Here is an 18,729-nt window from a genome sequence, read left to right as displayed (position 1 = left end):
TTTCAATGCGTCTATCAGACAGACAGATGTTTCAACCAACAGCGCAGCCACACTTCAAGCCGAAACTATCCCAATTGGTGCTTACGAAGACTTGAAACACACATCTCCGATTAGAGATCCTGAACTTGTCAACTTCGGGCTGTGGTCACGCAAGCGCGTGTGTTGTGTATCGCCCTTCAATACTAGGCGTTTGACCAGAGAGCTCCAAAGGAAATCGTGAGGGGAATGTGACTGGTGAAAAACTGACCAAAACCCCAGCGCCGGCTCGATTTAGTTCGCCCATCATCTCATGTAAGGACTTTCTCGCCAACGGTTGGCCCGGAATGTCAGCGGACCACGAAATCTGCGTGAAGAGCCCCTGCAGCTTTGATACTTTTCAAGATATCTATCATATCCCTTGGGGAAACGCCCAATGCGTTCAGCCCAGCAATAACTTCTGACAGAGATGTTCCCCCATCCACTTCCGCAAGGCCAACACCGGGCTCCTCCACAATATTTGCATCTGTCCGAGGTACAACAATGGCCTGCCCATCAGTAAATGGGTTCGGCTGCACAACCAAAGGCGTCTCTTGAATACGCAGCGTGAGGTTGCCCTGTGACACCGCAACTCTGCTGATCCGCACGTCTTCCCCCATCACAATCGTACCAGACCGCTGGTCCACCACAACACGGGCCTTGCGCTCTGGTTCGACCCTGAGGTTTTCAATGTCGCCCAGCGCGTGCGCGGGCGACAGCGCCCGTGTTTTGCTGATGTCAACGATTACAGTGCCACCATCAAGCATTCTGGAAACCACCCGGCCATAATTTTGGTTGATCACATTCTCAATCCGCTCGGCCGTTGTGAAATCTGGAGTGCGCAAGGCGAGGCGGATAGATTTAAGTTTGGTAAAATCGAAATCCAGTTCACGCTCGACCCGCGCACCGGCTGGAATGACACCACTGGTGGGAACACCTTGAACCACTTTCGCGCCATCCCCCTCAGCCGAAGCACCACCTGCAATCACCGTTCCCTGGCTGACCGCGTAAATTTCCCCATCTGCCGCATTCAAAGGGGTCATGATCAGCGTCCCACCCAGCAAGCTTTTGGCATCCCCAATTGCGGAAACCGTTACGTCAATTCTTGACCCGGCCCGTGCAAATGGCGGCAACGCGGCTGTGACAAACACTGCTGCAACATTCTTGGGCCGAAACTGCTCACCCGTAATGTTCACGCCGAGGCGTTCCAAAATATTAGACATGATGTCTTCGGTAAACGGAGCATTGCGAATTCCATCCCCCGTTCCATTCAACCCGACCACCAGCCCATAGCCGATCAGGTCATTTCCGCGAACGCCATCAAATTCAACAAGATCCTTAATTCGGATCGTATTAGCCTGCATCGACATGGCTGAGACGAGGAGGAGAAAAATAGCTGTAAGTATCTGTTTCATCGCATGAAATCCGTGAAATTCAGTTTCGACATACGCGCCGTAACAGTGTAGAGGCTTTCCAGTTGGGAATAGGCTGCCTGAAGCTCTGTCGCAGTATCGTAGGGATCAGCCGAAATGAGGTTTGAGCGTGTAATTTCAAGGGCTGACTTCTCAGCCTCATTTCGGGTTTGGGCAGCATCCACGCGCGCTTCAACCGCACCGATACCTGCACGCGCAAGCACAAGCCCGTCATTTGCGCTCAAAAGATCCTGCGCCGCAATCTTTGTCAGCTCAATCTGCTGCTCAACACTGCCATTCAGCGCGCCCTCAGCCATCACTGCACTTTTGACAGTTGCTTTCAAAACGTCCTTGATAGACTGGTCATTGGCGCGAATTGTCAGATCAGCGACCTCACCATTCCCCAACCGAATTGGTCCCATCGGATTGTCAGAACCGAGATAGGCCATGGTGGCGAATCCTCCAGCGGGATCGTCAAACCAGGCATCAATGCTAGTAGAGATATCGGCGGCATTGGTGTCACTTGCAATTGCAACCATAATTGCTTCGAGCATCTCTTCACCACTGACCAACGGGGCCTTGTCAGTTGCGGCACCAGCAAACAGGGAGCGCCCCATGACATCGGTATTCAGCTGCGAAACGGCAGAGTTAAATTTCTGCTTTGCATCCATTGCCGTTGTTTGCACCATGGTAACATTTTTCGAGCTCGTCGCCGTCAGCATTCCGCTCACGAGGTCTTCACCCTGGCTTTGAATGGTTTCGAGCGCGATCTGGGTCGTGTTCGCCAAGATAGCCGCTTCATCCGTTGCGGTTTTATATGCCAGCAGGGTTTGCAGATCGTGCTCTATTCCTGCAATCGGGCCAAAATCACCAGACACGGCACGGCTTATGTCTGTCTTCAGACCCGTTGTCAGCTCTACACCCAGACGGCTCATCTCTGCCCGGAGCTTCGCCCCCTGTGAGCGAGAGTGGAACGCGGTGGCCAAATCACCAAAGGTCGTAAACATTTCGGTGCCTCCTCGTTAGATACTCAGCAATGCCTGGATCATCTCATCCGCCGCGGTGATCACCCGCGCATTGGCGGCATAGGCTTGCTCAATCATCATGAGTTTTTGCATTTCTGCATCCGTATCCACCCCCTTGCTCAACTCCATTTGCTTGAGGGAATTGTTTTGTGCCGAAGAGAAGCTGTATTGTGCTTCCGCCTCTTTCAAATCGGCCCCAACGATGGACAACATATCTGCCGCCAAGCCCGCTGATGATCGTGCCGCGCCCAGGAAACCACCCGAGGTTGGTGCCTTTGCCCGGCCCATAGCATCAGCAAGTTCGTTGATGAGAGTGGCATTTCCAGCCTCCCCCTGTGCGACTGCCCCCAACCCATCACGAATGCGCCACACAGCCCCCCCTTGTGCGGGGTCAACAGCCGCGTGTAGGGAAATCCGTGCTGACAGGCCAAGCTCCGTTGCGAGATCAAGGGCATTTCCATTGTCAGTGAACAGTCCTGGATCCCCCACAGCCCGCGTAGCATCCACTGCTGGATCCTCGAACCTTTCCATCAGATCGCGGGCAAAACCATCCAGTCGTTGCTGGGCATCCACGGCGAGCTCATCCCTGACCTCAAACTCCGCCGCCAGCGAGCCACCGGCGATCGGGCTGCGATCACCGCTCGTGCGCAAGGGTTGACCATTCATCGTCAGACCAGACAATGCTCCGCTTGCCTGGGTCATTTCGGGAACAATCAAATTGACGGTCGAGAATTCAAACTGAGCTGCTTTCCCTTCCAGAACAATGGCACCGCCGGTGGTTACCAGCGCCACTTTTCCATTCTCTCTTGGCAGTTGTTTTAGCGGCAGGATTGACGACATTTCGTCAATGGTTTTCTGGCGTATATCCATAAGGCCCGAAGGATCAACACCTTGAGTACGCGCCTGTTGGATCTTGGCATTCAAGGTTTCGACCTGCTTGAGGCCCGTATTCAATTTCTCAACCTGCAGAGCGATGTTCTGGTCAGCCTCCAAACGTTGCTCCTGCACCTTGTCGGAAACATTGTTGAGATGCGTTGCCACGTTGTTTGCCGCATCCACCACCGCGGACAAGCGCGCCTCACTGCCAGGCTGCGCGGCTGCTTCCACCAGCGCCGCATCAAGTTTCGCGATGCGTCCGGAAAGCGAACCGGGGTCATCCGGCGTTCCCAAAGCCATTTCCAATGACTTGAGAAATGCGGAGGTTGTACTGTCGTAACCTACGGCCGCATCGGTCAGCCGGCGATCCCCCAAAAGCACTTCGTCGGTATGTCGCGTCACCCCCTCGACGAACACACCGGATCCGGTTCCACCGAGCGTTCGCGAAGAAAGCTCCAATGACCGAGGGGCGTATCCCTCGGTCATGGCATTGGCCACATTGGACGACACAAGGCTTGCCGCCCGAGATTGTGCACTTAGCCCTGAAAGAGCGTTGTGCATGGTGCTTGTGATACTCATATCTCAACCTCCGATGACCACCCCGGAAGTTACCGTTTGATATTGGTGGTCTCCTGCAACATTTCATCAACGGTCTGAATGACCTTGGCGTTGGAACTATAGGCACGCTGGGTCTGGATCAGTGAGGTCAGTTCACCTGCCACATCCGTGGTAGACCCTTCGCGTGCAAAGCCAATCACTTCACCTGTCGGGCCATCACCTGCATCCCACATGAAGAAGGAGCCGGACTCGGGGGACACCTGATAGGCTTGGTTGGACAGGGATTTCAGGCCATTCGGGTTGGGCACATCCACCAAGGGAACCTGATAGATTGTCCGCGTGAAACCAGTGTCATAGGTGGCTTTCAGGAAGCCATGTTCGTCAATCTCGACCCCGGTCAGATTGCCGACGGGGGACCCATCTTTGGAAATGGATGTGGGCGCAAAACTGTCCGAAAGCTGTGTGAGCCCGTTCGGGTCACCGATTTTTCCGATCGTAAGCGACAGCGGGCCACCATCAACGGTCAGGGCAAGTTCCCCTGTTGCAGCGTCATAGGCGCCGCCGGACACGACCGCAACCGAGTTCAAGGTCCCCCCGTCCGCACGGCTGTCATCAAATGTCAGCGTGTATTCCCCAATGACGTTATTGCCGCCAGCACTGTCCCGGATCACCATGGTCCATTGATTGGATGGCGCGGTTCCCGAGGCAGGCACAACTGGCGTGAAAGAGAAGTCCAATGTTTCGGATGTCCCGAGGTTGCCGAAATATTCAACGGACAAGGGCAATGTATCGCCTGGTGCCCCCACTTCGGTATCCACCGCCGGGAGGTTGACCCCGAGTTTCAGGCGGGTTGTCGGGTCACCGGCAGTCTGGTTGGAATTGATTACAACTGGTTCAAGCCCGGCCCCGGAATCTCGTGGGAAAGTCCCGACATTTCCGTCTGCATCTGCGGGCCATCCCAGCAGCACCAGACCGGTTTCCGTTTTCAACACGCCTTCACTGTCCGTCCTGAACGAACCGGTCGTCGTCATCATCATCGGGCGATCCCCTGACCCGCTCCCCAAAAACACTTCCTGTGTCACGGGCAACATACCGCTGCCACCAATGGCAATATCGAGGGGGTTTGATGTAGAAATCAGCGGGCCCGTTTCATCAATCAATCGCTGGGTCGACACGCGCACACCGCCCGCCGAATAAGTCCCGGCCCCGGCAGTTCCGCCGATCACCATACTTTGGAAATCCGCTGTCGCCCGCTTGTACCCGAAGGTCGAGGAGTTGGCGATATTGTCGGAAATCGTCGCCAGACGGGTCGCGTTTGAACTCAAACCGGCAACCCCGGCACTCAGCGAGGAAGAAATAGTCATGGTGCGCCTTTCTGCTGCATCAGGTATGTCAACCCGGACCATAGCGCCCGACCCCTTAACAGCGGCCTAACAACTACAATCCGAATTTAATTGCTGCGCAGCGCCGGCCGCCTTCAGGGTGTCTTCTTCCGCAGCAAAGTCAGTTCCACCCGGTTGTTGCGCAGGGCCATCGGGTTGCGCGCTGCCGGCTTGCGATCGGCATGTCCCGTCACGCGTTGGATCCTTCCGGTTTCGACCTGCTTCGCCTCGAGCAGTTCGCGCATGGCCGTTGCCCGATCCCCGGACAGGTCCCAGGCCGTATTCCTTGCAACCACAACGGGTTGCGCACGAACATGTCCCCCGATGGCAATCTTGTTTTCCACCAGCCTGAAGATCCGTGCCATCACCCCTGCCAGCTCCTGCATCACCGGGGTCGGCGTGCTGGTTCCTGGTTCAAACAGGGGGTCACCTTCGATATCAAACAGCTCAATCAGCAGGCCCTCATCTGTCACGCGGGTCAGGATGTGACGCCGGGTTGCCTCACTGACCATGCTTTCACCGGATTTCCCGCTGAGAAGCTCCTCGACCTTTTCGATTGCTTTGCTGTCCTGGGCCGAATCATCCACCTCACGCCCGCCGGAATTCTCTCCCTCCCGATCCTCGGTTGGGTTGCGCGGCAGCCCCCCATTGCCGGATTGGGCCAGCGTTTCCTCGGAAAAGATCGAATCCCCCCCGAAGGAGCCGGACCCACCGCCAGACACCCGATTGATCGGGATGGTCGGGCTGAAATAATCCGCGATCCCCTTGCGTTGTTTTTCCGTTGTTGCATTCAACAGCCACATCAAGAGAAAGAAGGCCATCATCGCGGTCACGAAGTCGGCATAAGCCACTTTCCATGCACCGCCGTGGTGTCCATCACCACCGCCCTTCTTCACCTTCTTGATGATTATTGGCGCTTGTCCATTTGCGCTCATACCACCACCTCATTTTTCACCCGAAGACAGGAATAGCAAAGAGGTGTTTATCCCCGCTTAACCTGTCAAATTGTCGGGATTTTCCGGTCGCTGCCGGGCGACGATCCGGTCCAGCTTTTTGTGACGGGGTGTTTTTCTTGACTTCATTGCACTTGCAACAATATTAATTAACGAGCGAAAGGATCGACCGGTTCGCGACGACCGGCAGCAACAGGGAAACGGAATGACCAATCACAATGGCCAGCGTGACATGCAGCGCGCAGTGTCGAATACCGGCACCAATGTCGAATACATGCCCGGCTGGGCCAATGACTTTGAAACGGAAGCCCTGCCCGGCGCGTTGCCGCAAGGCATGAACTCTCCGCAGAAATGCAATTACGGTCTTTATGGCGAGCAGCTTTCGGGCACGGCCTTTACCGCCAACCCGCCGGAACGCACATGGTGTTACCGGATCCGCCCGTCGGTAAAGCATTCTGCCCGCTATACCAAAGTGGACATGCCATATTGGAAATCCGCCCCCTGCATTGACCCGGATGTGATCTCACTGGGCCAATATCGCTGGAACCCGGTTGAGGCGACAGAGGGGCTGAACTGGATCACGGGCATGCGCACCATGACCACGGCAGGGGATGTGAACACGCAGGTCGGCATGGCCTCGCATATCTATCTGGTCACCGAATCGATGGTGGATGATTATTTCTTCTCGGCCGACAGTGAGTTGCTGGTGGTGCCGCAGGAAGGCCGCTTGCGCTTTTACACCGAACTTGGCGTGATTGATCTGGAACCGAAAGAGATCGGCATCATTCCACGCGGGCTGGTCTATCGGGTAGAACTGGTCGAGGGGCCAGCGCGCGGCTTTGTCTGCGAGAACTATGGTCAGAAGTTTGAGCTGCCGGGGCGCGGGCCCATCGGGGCAAACTGTATGGCAAACCCGCGCGATTTCAAGGCGCCGGTGGCGGCATTTGAGGACCGCGAGGTGCCCTCCTCCCTCACCGTGAAATGGTGTGGCCAGTTCCACCGAACCGAGATCGGCCAATCGCCGCTGGACGTGGTGGCGTGGCATGGCAACTATGCCCCTTACAAATACGACCTGCGCACCTATTGCCCGGTTGGGGCGATCCTGTTTGACCACCCGGATCCGTCGATCTTTACGGTCCTGACCGCCCCGTCAGGCCATCCGGGCACCGCCAATATCGACTTTGTCCTGTTCCGTGAACGCTGGATGGTGGCCGAAAACACCTTCCGCCCGCCCTGGTATCACAAGAACATCATGTCCGAGCTGATGGGCAATATTTACGGCCAGTATGACGCCAAGCCGCAGGGCTTTGTGCCGGGCGGGATCAGCCTTCACAACATGATGCTGCCGCACGGGCCGGATCGGGATGCGTTTGAAGGCGCGTCCAATGCGGATCTGAAACCCGAAAAGCTCGACAACACCATGTCGTTCATGTTCGAAACCCGTTTCCCGCAACACCTGACCGAATTTGCCGCCAAAGAGGCCCCGTTGCAGGACGATTATATCGACTGCTGGGACAGCCTTGAGAAGAAATTCGACGGCACACCGGGTGAGAAATAAGGGGAGAGGCGTGATGGGGTTGAAGCTCTACACCTACTGGCGGTCGACCACCTCTTACCGGGTGCGGATTGCGTTGAACCTGAAAGGTGTGCCCTATGAAAGCCACCCGGTGAACCTTGTGAAGGGCGAGCAGCGCAGCGCGGAGTTTCAGATGATGAACCCCGGCAAAGGCGTTCCGGTTTTAGAATTGGAAGACGGCACGGTGCTGACCCAATCGCTGGCGATCCTCGACTATCTGGATCATGCCTATCCTGACCCGGCGCTTCTGCCCAACGATCCATTAGAGCGCGCCCGCGTCATGGCCGCGGCCCATATAATCGCACTCGACATCCATCCGGTGAACAACCTGCGCGTGGTGCAGCATCTGGACAAGATGGGGCACAGCAAGGCCGACAGTGTTGACTGGATGGTGCACTGGATGACCGAAGGCCTGACCGCTTTTCAGGCGACACTGCCAACAGGCACGAAATTTGCTTTTGGCGACCGGCCGACGCTCGCGGATATCTGCCTTGTGTCGCAACTTTATAATGGGCATCGCTGGGGCGTCGACATGGCACCTTTTGCCCGCCTGACCGAAATTGAAGAAACCTGTCTGGCCCTGCCCACCTTTGCCAAGGCCCGGCCAGAGGCCCAACCAGACGCTGAATGAGGACATCATGAGCCAACTGAAAAAATCCTGGGTGGACAGCGCCAATTCCGCTGACACCCCTTTTCCGCTGAACAACCTGCCCTATGGCGTTTTCTCTGTCGGCGATGAGGAACCGCGCTGTGGGGTGGCGATCGGGGACATGATCCTCGATATGGCCGGGGCCGAAGAGGCCGGGCTGATCGAAATCAGCGATGATCCCGTCTTTGACGTGCCGTTCTGGAACGAGCTGATGGAACTGGGATCCGATGCCTGGTCCGCCCTGCGCGCGCGACTGGAACAGCTGCTCGGGGAACACTCTGGTGAACGCGATGCGGTGGAGCCTTTCCTCGTGGCGCAAGCGGATGCCGAGCTGCACATGCCGTTCCTTGTCTCGGAATACACCGATTTCTACGCCGGGCGTCAGCACGCCGCCAATATGGGTGCGATCCTGCGTGGCTCACCTGATCTTCCGGCCAACTGGCTGCACATCCCGATCGGTTATAACGGTCGCGCCTCCTCCGTCGTGATCTCCGGCACACCGATCCATCGCCCCAACGGCCAGCGCAAAGCGCCCGACGCCGAGATGCCCAGCTTTGGTCCGTCAATGCGTCTGGATATCGAGCTGGAGATGGGCGCCATCGTCGGCAAACCCTCCGCGTTTGGTCAGCCGATCACCGTGGACGAAGCGGATGACATGATCTTTGGCTATGTGCTGCTGAACGACTGGTCGGCCCGTGACATCCAGGGCTGGGAATACCAGCCGCTTGGGCCGTTTCAGGGCAAAGCCTTCGGCACCTCAATCTCGCCATGGATTGTGACCGCAAGCGCGCTGGAAGAGTTCCGCGCCCCCACGCCCGAACGTGAAAAGGAACTGCTGCCGTATCTCGATGGCTCCAAAGACGGTCTTTACGACATCGAACTTCAGGTGCTGATGCAGCCCGAAGGGGCCGACAAGGCGAGTATCATTGGGGAAACCAACTACACCCGCATGTATTATTCCGCTGCCGAGCAACTCTGCCACCACGCCATCGGTGGCTGTGGGATGAATGTGGGCGACCTGCTGGGCTCCGGCACCATCTCTGGCCCGACCAAAACCGAATACGGATCACTGATGGAAATGAGCTGGGCCGGGCGCGAGCCCTTCACGCTCGATACCGGCGAGACCCGCACCTTTATCGAGGACGGCGATACGCTCACCCTGCGCGGGGCCGCGAAAGGTGACGGGTTCCAGATCGGGTTCGGCGATTGCGTGGGCCAGATCCTGCCCGCCAAGAGCTGGCCGAAATAATGGCGCTGGCGCTCAGATCATCCTGCGGCCGATTGCCATTCGAGGATTGCCTCGGAGGGCATCAAAAGCATGATGATATTGAGCGCCAACCCATCGCGGATCAGATAGGTGGTCAGCAGCTCGAAGCCGACTATAATGGCAACCGAGGCCCAGATCGGCAGGCGCAGCGCCAGCCAGAAGCCAAGGAACATCGCCAACATATCCGCGCCCGAGTTGATCACCGCATCGCCCCAATACTCGCCGGACACGGTGAACTCGCGATAGCGGTTGATCACCGCCTCGGTGTTCTCGGCCACCTCCCACGCGGCTTCGATCAGGGTTGCCACCAACAGCCGCCAGCCCAGCGCAAAGCGGCGCATGGTCAGGAAGGTCAGGCCGTAAAACAGAAAGCCGTGGATCAGGTGGCTGGGCGCGTACCAGTCCAAAAGATGCTGCGAGCCCTGCCCGCTGTCATCGCCGGAATACCACAAAAGCACATACCCGCAGGGGCAATACAAATTGCGCCCCATCCACAGAAGCGCCGCCAATGTGGCGACAAACACAAAGAAAACGGCCCAGTAGGGCATATGACGTCGATCAAACATGCAGGAACAGAATCACGTTATTCTGCCTGCGTCTAGGAAGGAAAACCCAACCATGGCAAAAGCTTTTGCGTCCCAAGGGGACATGACTGAGAAGAAGATCACCTTTGAAGAGGTGGGGCGCGACATCTATGCCTTCACCGCCGAAGGCGACCCGAACTCCGGCGTGATCATCGGCGATGACAGCGTAATGATCGTTGAGGCGCAGGCCACACCGCGCCTCGCAAACAAGGTGATCGAATGCGTGCGTTCGGTGACGGACAAGCCGATCTCCCACGTGGTGCTGACCCACTATCACGCCGTGCGTGTGCTGGGCGCATCGGCCTTTGGGGCAGATCAGATCATCATGGGCGACACGGCCCGCGCGATGGTCGTGGAACGCGGTCAGGAAGACTGGGACAGCGAGTTTCAACGCTTCCCGCGCCTGTTTGAAGGGCATGAGAGCATTCCCGGCCTGACCTGGCCTACCACCACCTTCTCGGACGACATGACCGTCTATCTCGGCAACCGCCGTATCGACCTGATGCATCTGGGCCGCGCCCACACGGCGGGTGACATCGTGATCCATGTGCCGGATGAAAACGTGATGTTCACCGGCGACATCGTCGAATACCACTCGGCCTGCTATTGCGGGGACGGGCATTTCAGCGATTGGGGTGACACGCTCGACAATATCGCCGCCTTCGACGTGGACGCGATTGCGCCGGGCCGGGGGGATGCCCTCGTCGGCAAAGACATGGTCAACGCCGCGATTGAAAACACCCGCGATTTCGTCGAAAGCACCTACCGCCCCGCCGCCAAGGTTGCCGCGCGCAATGGAACGCTCAAAGAAGCCTGGGATGCGGTGCGCGCCGAATGTGACCCGAAATTCGCCGACTACGCGATCTACGAACACTGCCTGCCCTTCAACGTCGCCCGCGCCTATGACGAGGCCCGCGGCATCGACACCCCCCGCATCTGGACCGCCCAGCGCGATCTGGAAATGTGGGAGGCGCTGCAGGGCTGATCGGCCGCCCCGGCCCCTTATTTTCTGGTTGAAAATATCCCCGCCGGAGGCACCCGACATCACAACATGGACCCGCGCCCGGGAGGGGGCGCTGGTCCGCAAGAAACGCGCCGAACCCATGGCCGCACCAGCTCTCCTGGCCGGTCTCTTGTCGGAGGAGGAACGACATGACAAAAATCTTTGAAACCCCGCTTTATGCCTATAAGCGGAGCCCCGATCAGGACGCCGACACGCAGGTGCGCCGCAAGGTCGTGGTGATCGGCGCCGGCCCTATCGGCCTCGCCATGGGCATCGAAATGGCCCAGGAAGGCATCGAGGTGGTGATCCTTGATGACAATGACAAGGTCTCCTTCGGGTCGCGTGCGGTGTGCTACGCCAAGCGTCCGCTGGAAATCCTCGACCGTCTGGGATGTGGCCAGCCGATGGTCGACAAGGGCGTCGAATGGAACATCGGCAAGGTGTTTTTTGACGACCGCGAGGTGTATCAGTTCAACCTGCTGCCGGAAGAAGGCCACGAACGCCCGGCCTTCATCAACCTGCAGCAATATTACTTCGAAGAATATCTGGTAAACCGCGTGCGCGAACTGGAGGCCGCCGGCGCGCCGATCGAAATTCGCGGCAACAACAAGGTCACCGCCATTGGCACACATGATGACCATGTGACGCTGGAAATCGACACGCCGGACGGGCCCTATAACCTCGAAGCAGAATGGCTGGTGCCCTGTGACGGGGCCGGGTCGCCTGCGCGCAAGATGCTGGGGCTCGACTTTGTGGGCCGCGTGTTCGAAGACAACTTCCTGATTGCCGATGTGATCATGGAAGCCGGGTTTCCGACCGAACGCTGGTTCTGGTTCGACCCGCCCTTCAACCGCGGCCAGTCCGCCCTTCTGCACAAACAGCCCGACAATGTCTGGCGCATTGACCTGCAACTGGGCTGGGACATCGACAAGGAAGAAGAGAAGAAACCGGAAAACGTCATCCCGCGCCTCAAAGCGATGCTGGGCGAGGATGTGAAGTTTGAGCTGGAATGGGTGTCGATCTACACGTTCCAGTGCCGTCGGATGGAAAAATTCCGCCACGGCCGCGTGCTGTTTGCCGGGGACGCCGCCCACCAGGTCTCGCCCTTTGGTGCGCGGGGGGCAAATTCCGGCCTGCAGGACACTGACAACCTGGGCTGGAAACTGAAACTGGTGATGGAGGGCAAAGCCCCCGAAAGCCTGCTCGACAGCTATGACATGGAACGGGTGCATGGGGCGGATGAGAACATCCTCAATTCCTCCCGCTCCACCGATTTCATCACACCGAAATCCGAGATGAGCCGCATTCTGCGGGATGCGGTGCTGGACCTGTCGGAACAGTTCGAATTTGCCCGTCCGCTGGTCAATTCCGGGCGCCTCTCGGTGCCCTGCACCTATGATGGCTCGCCGCTGAACTCGTCCGATGCGCTGGATGGCCCGGAGCGCACCCGCCCCGGCTCTCCTTGCCCGGATGTGCCGCTGGGGGAGGCTTTTTTGCTGCCGAAACTGGGGGGCAGGTTCACCCTGTTGACCATCGACGCAGATGCGCCGGATGTGATTGAGGAAGACGGGATTGAAGTCACCCGGCTGGCCCTGTCGGTCAGGGATGACAAATCCGGGGCCCTCAAAGCCCGCTATCTGGGCGATGCGCCCAGCGGCGTCTACCTGATCCGCCCGGACCAACACGTGGCCGCCCGTCGCCCCAGCTATGACGACAATCTGTTCCGCGCCGCCATTCGCCGCGCCACTGGCAAGGAGTAAGTGACATGACCGAGAATCAACTGATCCTGACCCCGAATATCGACGGCGCAGACGATTTTTATGCCGAGCTTCTGACCGCCCATGAGGGGCTGTCGAAAGAAGATAGTGATGCGCTGAATGCGCGGATTGTGCTGGTCCTGGCCAACCATGTCGGGGACCGCAATGTGCTGTCGGCTGCAATCAACGCGGCCAAATCCGCCTTGAAATAAGAAAACCGCGGGGCGCGTCAGGCGCCCCGCCCGTCCCGCAGAAATATCCCTTTCAGACAGAGGGTTCGCGGCTTTGGCATCTCTCTGGCTGCGCGCGATGATCCGCCTTTCAGGAGGGAACATTGCGTTTGGCAAACAGCGTTTCCCTGCAATTCTTCAACGCGCTGAACACCGCCTCATCCCTTGGTGCCAACCGTGATCATTCCCGGTTCTTACAACACCTGATCTCCCCGCCTTTTCTTCGCTGTTGCCAATTCCCCAAAAATTTGATCAAATTAATCCAAGGCGAGACCTGCAGGGCTTGCGCCCAGAATTTTTGAATGCAAGAGTGCCACCAAATCCGTCCAGGGAGTCAGGAATATGATCGAGAAACGCGACTTTTACATCAATGGCCAATGGGTCGCCCCGGCCAAGGCACATGATTGCGAGGTGATCGACCCGTCGACCGAAGAGGTCTGCGCGGTAATCTCGCTCGGTGATCAGGCTGACACAGATGCCGCCGTGGCCGCCGCCAAAGACGCCTTCAAAAGCTGGAGCGTGACCTCAAAAGAGGAGCGGCTGGCCCTGATCGAAAAGATCCATCAGGTCTATGCCGCCCGGGCCGAGGATCTGGCACAGGCGATGACTCTGGAAATGGGAGCCCCTCTTGACCTGTCGCGCAGTTCTCAGGTGGGTGCCGGCAGCTGGCATATCGCAAATTTCATCAAGGCTTTCAAAGAGTTCGAATTTGATCGGATGCTGGGGGATCACGCTCCGAATGACCGGCTGCTGTATGAACCGGTTGGCGTGACCGCGCTGATCACGCCATGGAACTGGCCGATGAACCAGGTGGCGCTGAAAGTGGTGGCCGCGCTTGCCGCGGGCTGCACCATGGTGCTGAAACCGTCCGAAGTGGCGCCGCTCTCGTCGATTGTCTGGACCGAGATCATGGACGAAGCCGGGGTTCCCGCTGGCGTCTACAACATGGTCAATGGTGACGGGATGGGTGTTGGGTCACAGCTCACCTCGCACCCGGATGTGGACATGGTCAGCTTCACGGGCTCCACCCGCGCGGGCATCGCGATTTCCAAATCCGCCGCCGACACGATCAAACGCGTGGCGCTGGAACTGGGCGGCAAGGGTGCCAATATAATCTTCGATGACGCGGACGAAAAAGCCGTGGTGCGCGGCGTGCGCCACATGATGCAGAACACCGGGCAAAGCTGTAATGCCCCCTCGCGGATGCTGGTGCAGCGCGGGATCTATGACCAAGCTGTTGAGATTGCACGAGAAACTGCTGAAAAGACCGCAGTGGACGTGGCCCATAAAGAAGGTCGCCACATTGGCCCGGTGGTGAGCGAGCTGCAATGGGGCAAGATCCAGGACCTGATCCAGAAAGGCATCGACGAAGGCGCGCGCCTTGTCGCCGGTGGCCTTGGCCGCCCGGAAGGTCTGAACAAGGGTTATTTCGTCAAACCCACCGTCTTTGCCGACGCCAACAACCAGATGACCATCGCGCGCGAGGAAATCTTTGGCCCGGTCCTGACCATGATCCCGTTTGACACCGAGGAAGAGGCGGTCGAGATCGCCAATGACACGGTCTATGGCCTGACAAACTATGTGCAGACCCAAAACGGCGAGCGTCTGAACCGCGTGATCCGTCAGATGCGCTCTGGCATGGTTGAAGCCAACGGCACCTCGCGCGCCGCAGGCTCGCCCTTTGGCGGGTACAAACAATCCGGCATCGGCCGTGAAGGCGGCGAATTGGGCATCGAGGATTTCCTCGAAGTGAAAGCCGTGTCGGGCTGGTTCAACGGGTGACCCCCCGTCATCGGAAACACAAAAGGGCTCGCAATTTGCGGGCCCTTTTCCAGTTGCGCCCTGTGAGCACGCCGAACGCTTTAAAGCGTTTCGGGATAAACTTGAGACACATGTTTATTCCGCAACGCCCACGACATTGATATCTCTTGCCGCGTTTCGGTTTTGCCCTGTGTCAGGTTAAAACCGAAACGCTTTAGTTAAAAGCAAGCACTGCAAACAGTACGACCAAAACACCCATGCCAATGTTGAACATACTGAGCGCCGGCATCTTCGCAGCCGCCTCAGCATCACCGGCCATTGCAAGCGCGCCGGTCTTTCCGGCAACGACAATCCCTGCGATCAAAGCGCCTACTGCAACCAGTTTTATCCAGAATATGAACGGCCCGGAACTCCATATCCCCCCGGCAGTTGCCATCAAAACACCTGTGATCAGGATCAGGCCAAGACCAATGTGGCCAATCATTTTAAGCGGCTTGACCGCCCGCCCCAAGACAGGTTTGTGCTCAAGCTCAGCCTTGTCAGCAAGCGCCCCAATGACAGGTAATCCAAAGGCCGAAGCCCCACCCATGAACAAGCCCAGAATATGGACCGTCAGCGCCAAATCATTTGCTAGCGACATCTCATCCCCCCTTTCGCTTTTCTGCACATATTTGAGCCCATCCCCGCCATCATTACAAGAATACGGGACAGAACCACCAAATGCTGCGGGTTATACGGCAATTTCAGCGCGCCTTTGGGGCAGGGATTTCCTCGACGTGAAAGCGGTGTCGGGTTGGCCGAACGGGTAACTCCCGGTCACTAGAAACACAAAAAGGCTCGCAATTTGCGGGCCCTTTTGGCAACTTTCATTCAAACTTTATTTGAGCGTTTCTCATGAAGCCAATTGGACTAATTCTCACAGGCCTCCTACTGGGGGGAACAGCATCGCATTTTCTGACACGTGGGTATGAGGCGTTGGATGCAGGGACTTCATATACCTACCGCTGCGTTCAACTTGATCACGAAGCGAATGCCCGTGATGCCGCAGAAGCAATCATTGAGTTACTTCTCAATTCCGAGAATGCTCATGAGCTTGAACATGTGATCACAGAAGCCGGATGGCGCGTGGATGGGTTTTCAAAGGGCGACCATAGCATCATCATGGCTCTGCCACCTGACCATGGGATGGGTTTGGAATTTGTCCGAACAGCCTCAGGCCAAATTGATCTCCAACCCCTGCCCGGCAGCCCAGGTTGCACCGAAAATCAAGCCCGCCGCACGACCACAGACCCCACAGAATAGCCGGCCCCAAACGAACAGATCACGCCGGTATCCCCTGCTGCCAGATCGTCGGAGTATTTCGAGAACGCGATGATCGACCCTGCTGAGGAGGTGTTGGCGTAGTCTTGCAGGATGTTGGGCTGTTCGCCCTCTTCCGGCACACGGCCCAGCACCTTTTTCCCGATGAAATCATTCATCGTCTTGTTGGCCTGATGCAGCCAGATCCGTTTCAGATCATCTTGCCCCACGCCCAGTTCTTCCATGTGGCCAAGGATGTGTTTTGACACAATCGGCAGCACTTCTTTGAACACTTTGCGGCCGTTTTGCATGAACTGCATGTCACGGCGGTCAGGCAGCGCGCCGCCCTCTTCGCGGGTGCGGCGCAGGAAGCCGTTATTGTTGCGGATATTGTTGGAAAACTGCGTCAGGCATTTGGTGCCGAGGATCTCAAAATGCGCGCCTTTTGCGTCCTCTTTCCGTTCCAGAACGGTCGCCGTGCAGACATCGCCGAAGATAAAGTGGCAATCCCGGTCGCGCCATTCCAGATGGGCCGAACAGATCTCGGGGTTGACCACCAGCGCGCGGCGCACAGACCCCGACCGGATCATGTCTGCCGCCGCCTGAATGCCGAACGTGGCCGAGGAACAGGCAACATTCATGTCAAAGCCAAACCCCCCAGCCCCCAGCGCCTGTTGGATCTCAATCGCAATCGCCGGATAGGCGCGTTCATGGTTGGAGGCGGCACAGATCACGAGATCAATCTGATCCGCCGTGATCCCGGCCTTCTCCAACGCTTTCTCACAGGCATCCACCGCCATTTCGGTCATGATCCCCGGCTCATCATCCGTGCGCGCCCGCAACCGTGGCCGCATGAGTTCTGGATCCAGCACCCCGCTTTTGTCCATGACAAAACGCTGGTGAATGCCTGAGGCGGACACGATGAACTCTTCGCTGGAGGCGCCGATCGGATCCATCTCTCCGGCTGCAATCGCAGCGGCGTTTTCCGCGTTCATCCGCGCAGCATAGGCGTTGAACGCCTCAACCAGTTCGGCATTGGTGATGATGTCGCTGGGGGTGAAAACACCGGTGCCGGTGATGACGGGTTGGAACATGGGGACCTCCTGATAGGTCCGCATACTCAAGCAAAGACGGGCGGAAAGGGCAAGATAGGTGACGCTTGGTCAGCTGGGCTTTGCGCCCTCTATGAGGCGTGGCTGGGGCGCTGCCCCAGACCCCGAGGTATTTAGAGCAAGAAAAAGCACATCGGATCAGAACGGGGTTTTTGCGCGAAAACTCATGCCCTTGCCCCCATCCGGGTGGCGCAGGCGGAGCTGTTCGGCATGCAGCATCAGGCGCGGCGCGTTCAGGGCGTCACCGGTTGCGTAGAACGGATCGCCCAGGATCGGGTGGCCAAGTTCCAGCATATGCACGCGGAGCTGGTGGCTGCGCCCGGTTTTGGGAAAGAGCCGCACCCGTGTATTGCCCGCCTCATACCGCATCACTTTCCAGTCGGTGATGGCCTGTTTGCCGTTTTCATGGTCCACATGCTGTTTTGGCCGGTTGGGCCAGTCAACGATAAGCGGCAGGTCGACGGTGCCTTCTTTCTGCGCCAATTCCCCCCAAACCCGCGCAACATAGGTCTTTTTGGTCTGACGCTTTTCAAATTGCAGTCCCAGGTGGCGTTGCGCATGAGGTGTCATGGCAAAAACCATCACGCCGGACGTATCGCGATCCAGGCGATGCACCAGGAGAGCCTCGGGGAACACGTTCTGAATACGTGTGATCAGGCAATCCGCAAGATGCTCCCCTTTTCCGGGGACAGACAGCAATCCGGAGGGTTTATCCACCACGAGGATTTCATGGTCCTGGTGGAGAATCACCAAAGGGTCCTGCGGAGGGGCGTAGGCATCAGTCATCTCGGGCGGGATAGCCGGACAGGCGGAAAGAGGCAAGGGACCGGGCGCTGAGGGGAGAGAGTTGACCAATGCGGCACGCACCCGTTCTTGCGGGAGAGTGTATGTTACCATTTCAAGGGGAAATGGTGCCCAGAAGAGGTTTCCCGCAAAACGCTTAGCCATTGTTTTCAATAGATTAATAAAGATCTCAATGCGACTTGTGTAGTCATTTGTGTAGTGGAAGGATCACTCTTCTGCGGGACGAGGGCGAACTGACCAAACACAATCACTCAGCACATCCAGAATGTTCGTCCAGTCCTTCAATGGGTCCGAAATAAAGTGGGTATTACGCGCCCTGAGTTGCGGCCAAACCACGGTTGGCGGCACCTTTTGAGGACTTGGGGACGTACGGGGGAATGCAAGAGGGGGCTAAAACGTACATCAAGGGGCGCACTCAGGGGAAATCTTCAGAGCAATAGGGGAAAAGTGATGTGATGCTTCCTGG

General features: G+C 57.6%; 16 protein-coding genes. 7 read left to right on the top strand and 9 right to left on the bottom strand.

What is annotated here, in order from left to right; genetic code table 11:
• Positions 1 to 326: 326 nt before the first annotated feature.
• The 5 genes from K3J57_RS14995 to K3J57_RS14975 all read right to left on the bottom strand — a co-directional run bounded on the left by K3J57_RS14995 (position 327) and on the right by K3J57_RS14975 (position 6,203).
• The gene (locus K3J57_RS14995; protein ID WP_259785613.1) at positions 327 to 1,430 is read right to left on the bottom strand and encodes a flagellar basal body P-ring protein FlgI; all 1,104 of its coding nucleotides are present in this window, start codon (positions 1,428 to 1,430) and stop codon (positions 327 to 329) included.
• The gene (locus K3J57_RS14990) at positions 1,427 to 2,434 is read right to left on the bottom strand and encodes a flagellin (protein WP_259785612.1); all 1,008 of its coding nucleotides are present in this window, start codon (positions 2,432 to 2,434) and stop codon (positions 1,427 to 1,429) included. Before K3J57_RS14990 ends, K3J57_RS14995 begins: the two co-directional genes overlap by 4 nt.
• Positions 2,435 to 2,449: 15 nt before the next feature.
• Positions 2,450 to 3,907 carry a flagellar hook-associated protein FlgK gene (flgK, locus tag K3J57_RS14985; RefSeq protein WP_259796562.1) on the bottom strand — a complete coding sequence of 486 codons (1,458 nt, stop codon included), beginning with the start codon at positions 3,905 to 3,907 and terminating at the stop codon, positions 2,450 to 2,452.
• A 29-nt stretch (positions 3,908 to 3,936) separates the two neighbouring features.
• The gene (locus K3J57_RS14980) at positions 3,937 to 5,250 is read right to left on the bottom strand and encodes a flagellar hook protein FlgE (protein WP_173486073.1); all 1,314 of its coding nucleotides are present in this window, start codon (positions 5,248 to 5,250) and stop codon (positions 3,937 to 3,939) included.
• A gap of 113 nt (positions 5,251 to 5,363) precedes the next feature.
• The gene (locus K3J57_RS14975) at positions 5,364 to 6,203 is read right to left on the bottom strand and encodes an OmpA/MotB family protein (protein WP_259785610.1); all 840 of its coding nucleotides are present in this window, start codon (positions 6,201 to 6,203) and stop codon (positions 5,364 to 5,366) included.
• A gap of 223 nt (positions 6,204 to 6,426) precedes the next feature.
• Between K3J57_RS14975 and hmgA the strand changes: the two genes are divergently transcribed.
• From hmgA to fahA, 3 genes are read left to right on the top strand one after another with little or no spacing between them, the layout of a single operon-like run.
• Complete coding sequence (gene hmgA, locus K3J57_RS14970; protein WP_375542812.1) at positions 6,427 to 7,779, top strand: homogentisate 1,2-dioxygenase; 1,353 nt, start codon at positions 6,427 to 6,429, stop codon at positions 7,777 to 7,779.
• Positions 7,780 to 7,792: 13 nt separating this feature from the next.
• Positions 7,793 to 8,428: a maleylacetoacetate isomerase gene (gene maiA, locus K3J57_RS14965; protein ID WP_259796558.1), complete on the top strand. Its 636-nt coding sequence runs from the start codon at positions 7,793 to 7,795 to the stop codon at positions 8,426 to 8,428.
• Between the two features lie 7 nt (positions 8,429 to 8,435).
• Positions 8,436 to 9,695, top strand: a complete 1,260-nt coding sequence (fahA, locus tag K3J57_RS14960; RefSeq protein WP_259796555.1) for a fumarylacetoacetase — start codon at positions 8,436 to 8,438, stop codon at positions 9,693 to 9,695.
• Positions 9,696 to 9,712: 17 nt separating this feature from the next.
• Here fahA and K3J57_RS14955 read toward each other — a convergent pair whose 3' ends face one another.
• On the bottom strand, positions 9,713 to 10,279 hold the full coding sequence (locus tag K3J57_RS14955) for a DUF2585 family protein (RefSeq protein ID WP_259792905.1): 567 nt from the start codon (positions 10,277 to 10,279) through the stop codon (positions 9,713 to 9,715).
• A gap of 52 nt (positions 10,280 to 10,331) precedes the next feature.
• Here K3J57_RS14955 and K3J57_RS14950 point away from each other — a divergent pair, with 52 nt between their 5' ends.
• The 4 genes from K3J57_RS14950 to K3J57_RS14935 all read left to right on the top strand — a co-directional run bounded on the left by K3J57_RS14950 (position 10,332) and on the right by K3J57_RS14935 (position 15,069).
• Positions 10,332 to 11,282 (top strand): MBL fold metallo-hydrolase, encoded by a 951-nt coding sequence (locus tag K3J57_RS14950; protein ID WP_055187305.1) that lies wholly within the window; start codon positions 10,332 to 10,334, stop codon positions 11,280 to 11,282.
• A gap of 167 nt (positions 11,283 to 11,449) precedes the next feature.
• Positions 11,450 to 13,060, top strand: coding sequence for an FAD-dependent oxidoreductase (locus K3J57_RS14945; protein WP_259796552.1), 1,611 nt, complete (start codon positions 11,450 to 11,452; stop codon positions 13,058 to 13,060).
• 5 nt (positions 13,061 to 13,065) lie between these two features.
• Positions 13,066 to 13,269 carry a DUF2783 domain-containing protein gene (locus K3J57_RS14940; protein ID WP_055187303.1) on the top strand — a complete coding sequence of 68 codons (204 nt, stop codon included), beginning with the start codon at positions 13,066 to 13,068 and terminating at the stop codon, positions 13,267 to 13,269.
• 360 nt (positions 13,270 to 13,629) lie between these two features.
• On the top strand, positions 13,630 to 15,069 hold the full coding sequence (locus K3J57_RS14935; RefSeq protein WP_259773618.1) for an aldehyde dehydrogenase family protein: 1,440 nt from the start codon (positions 13,630 to 13,632) through the stop codon (positions 15,067 to 15,069).
• A gap of 193 nt (positions 15,070 to 15,262) precedes the next feature.
• On the opposite strand, the gene K3J57_RS14930 is transcribed toward K3J57_RS14935, so the two are convergent.
• From K3J57_RS14930 to K3J57_RS14920, 3 genes are all read right to left on the bottom strand, one after another.
• Complete coding sequence (locus K3J57_RS14930; protein WP_259785605.1) at positions 15,263 to 15,688, bottom strand: hypothetical protein; 426 nt, start codon at positions 15,686 to 15,688, stop codon at positions 15,263 to 15,265.
• Between the two features lie 625 nt (positions 15,689 to 16,313).
• Positions 16,314 to 17,441: a beta-ketoacyl-ACP synthase III gene (locus tag K3J57_RS14925; RefSeq protein WP_259796549.1), complete on the bottom strand. Its 1,128-nt coding sequence runs from the start codon at positions 17,439 to 17,441 to the stop codon at positions 16,314 to 16,316.
• A gap of 156 nt (positions 17,442 to 17,597) precedes the next feature.
• Complete coding sequence (locus tag K3J57_RS14920) at positions 17,598 to 18,245, bottom strand: RluA family pseudouridine synthase (RefSeq protein ID WP_259792896.1); 648 nt, start codon at positions 18,243 to 18,245, stop codon at positions 17,598 to 17,600.
• Positions 18,246 to 18,729 lie beyond the last annotated feature (484 nt).

The sequence above is a fragment of the Aliiroseovarius crassostreae genome, assembly GCF_025137635.1.
Lineage (GTDB): Bacteria > Pseudomonadota > Alphaproteobacteria > Rhodobacterales > Rhodobacteraceae > Aliiroseovarius > Aliiroseovarius crassostreae.
This window is presented reverse-complemented; position numbering and strand designations above follow the sequence as displayed.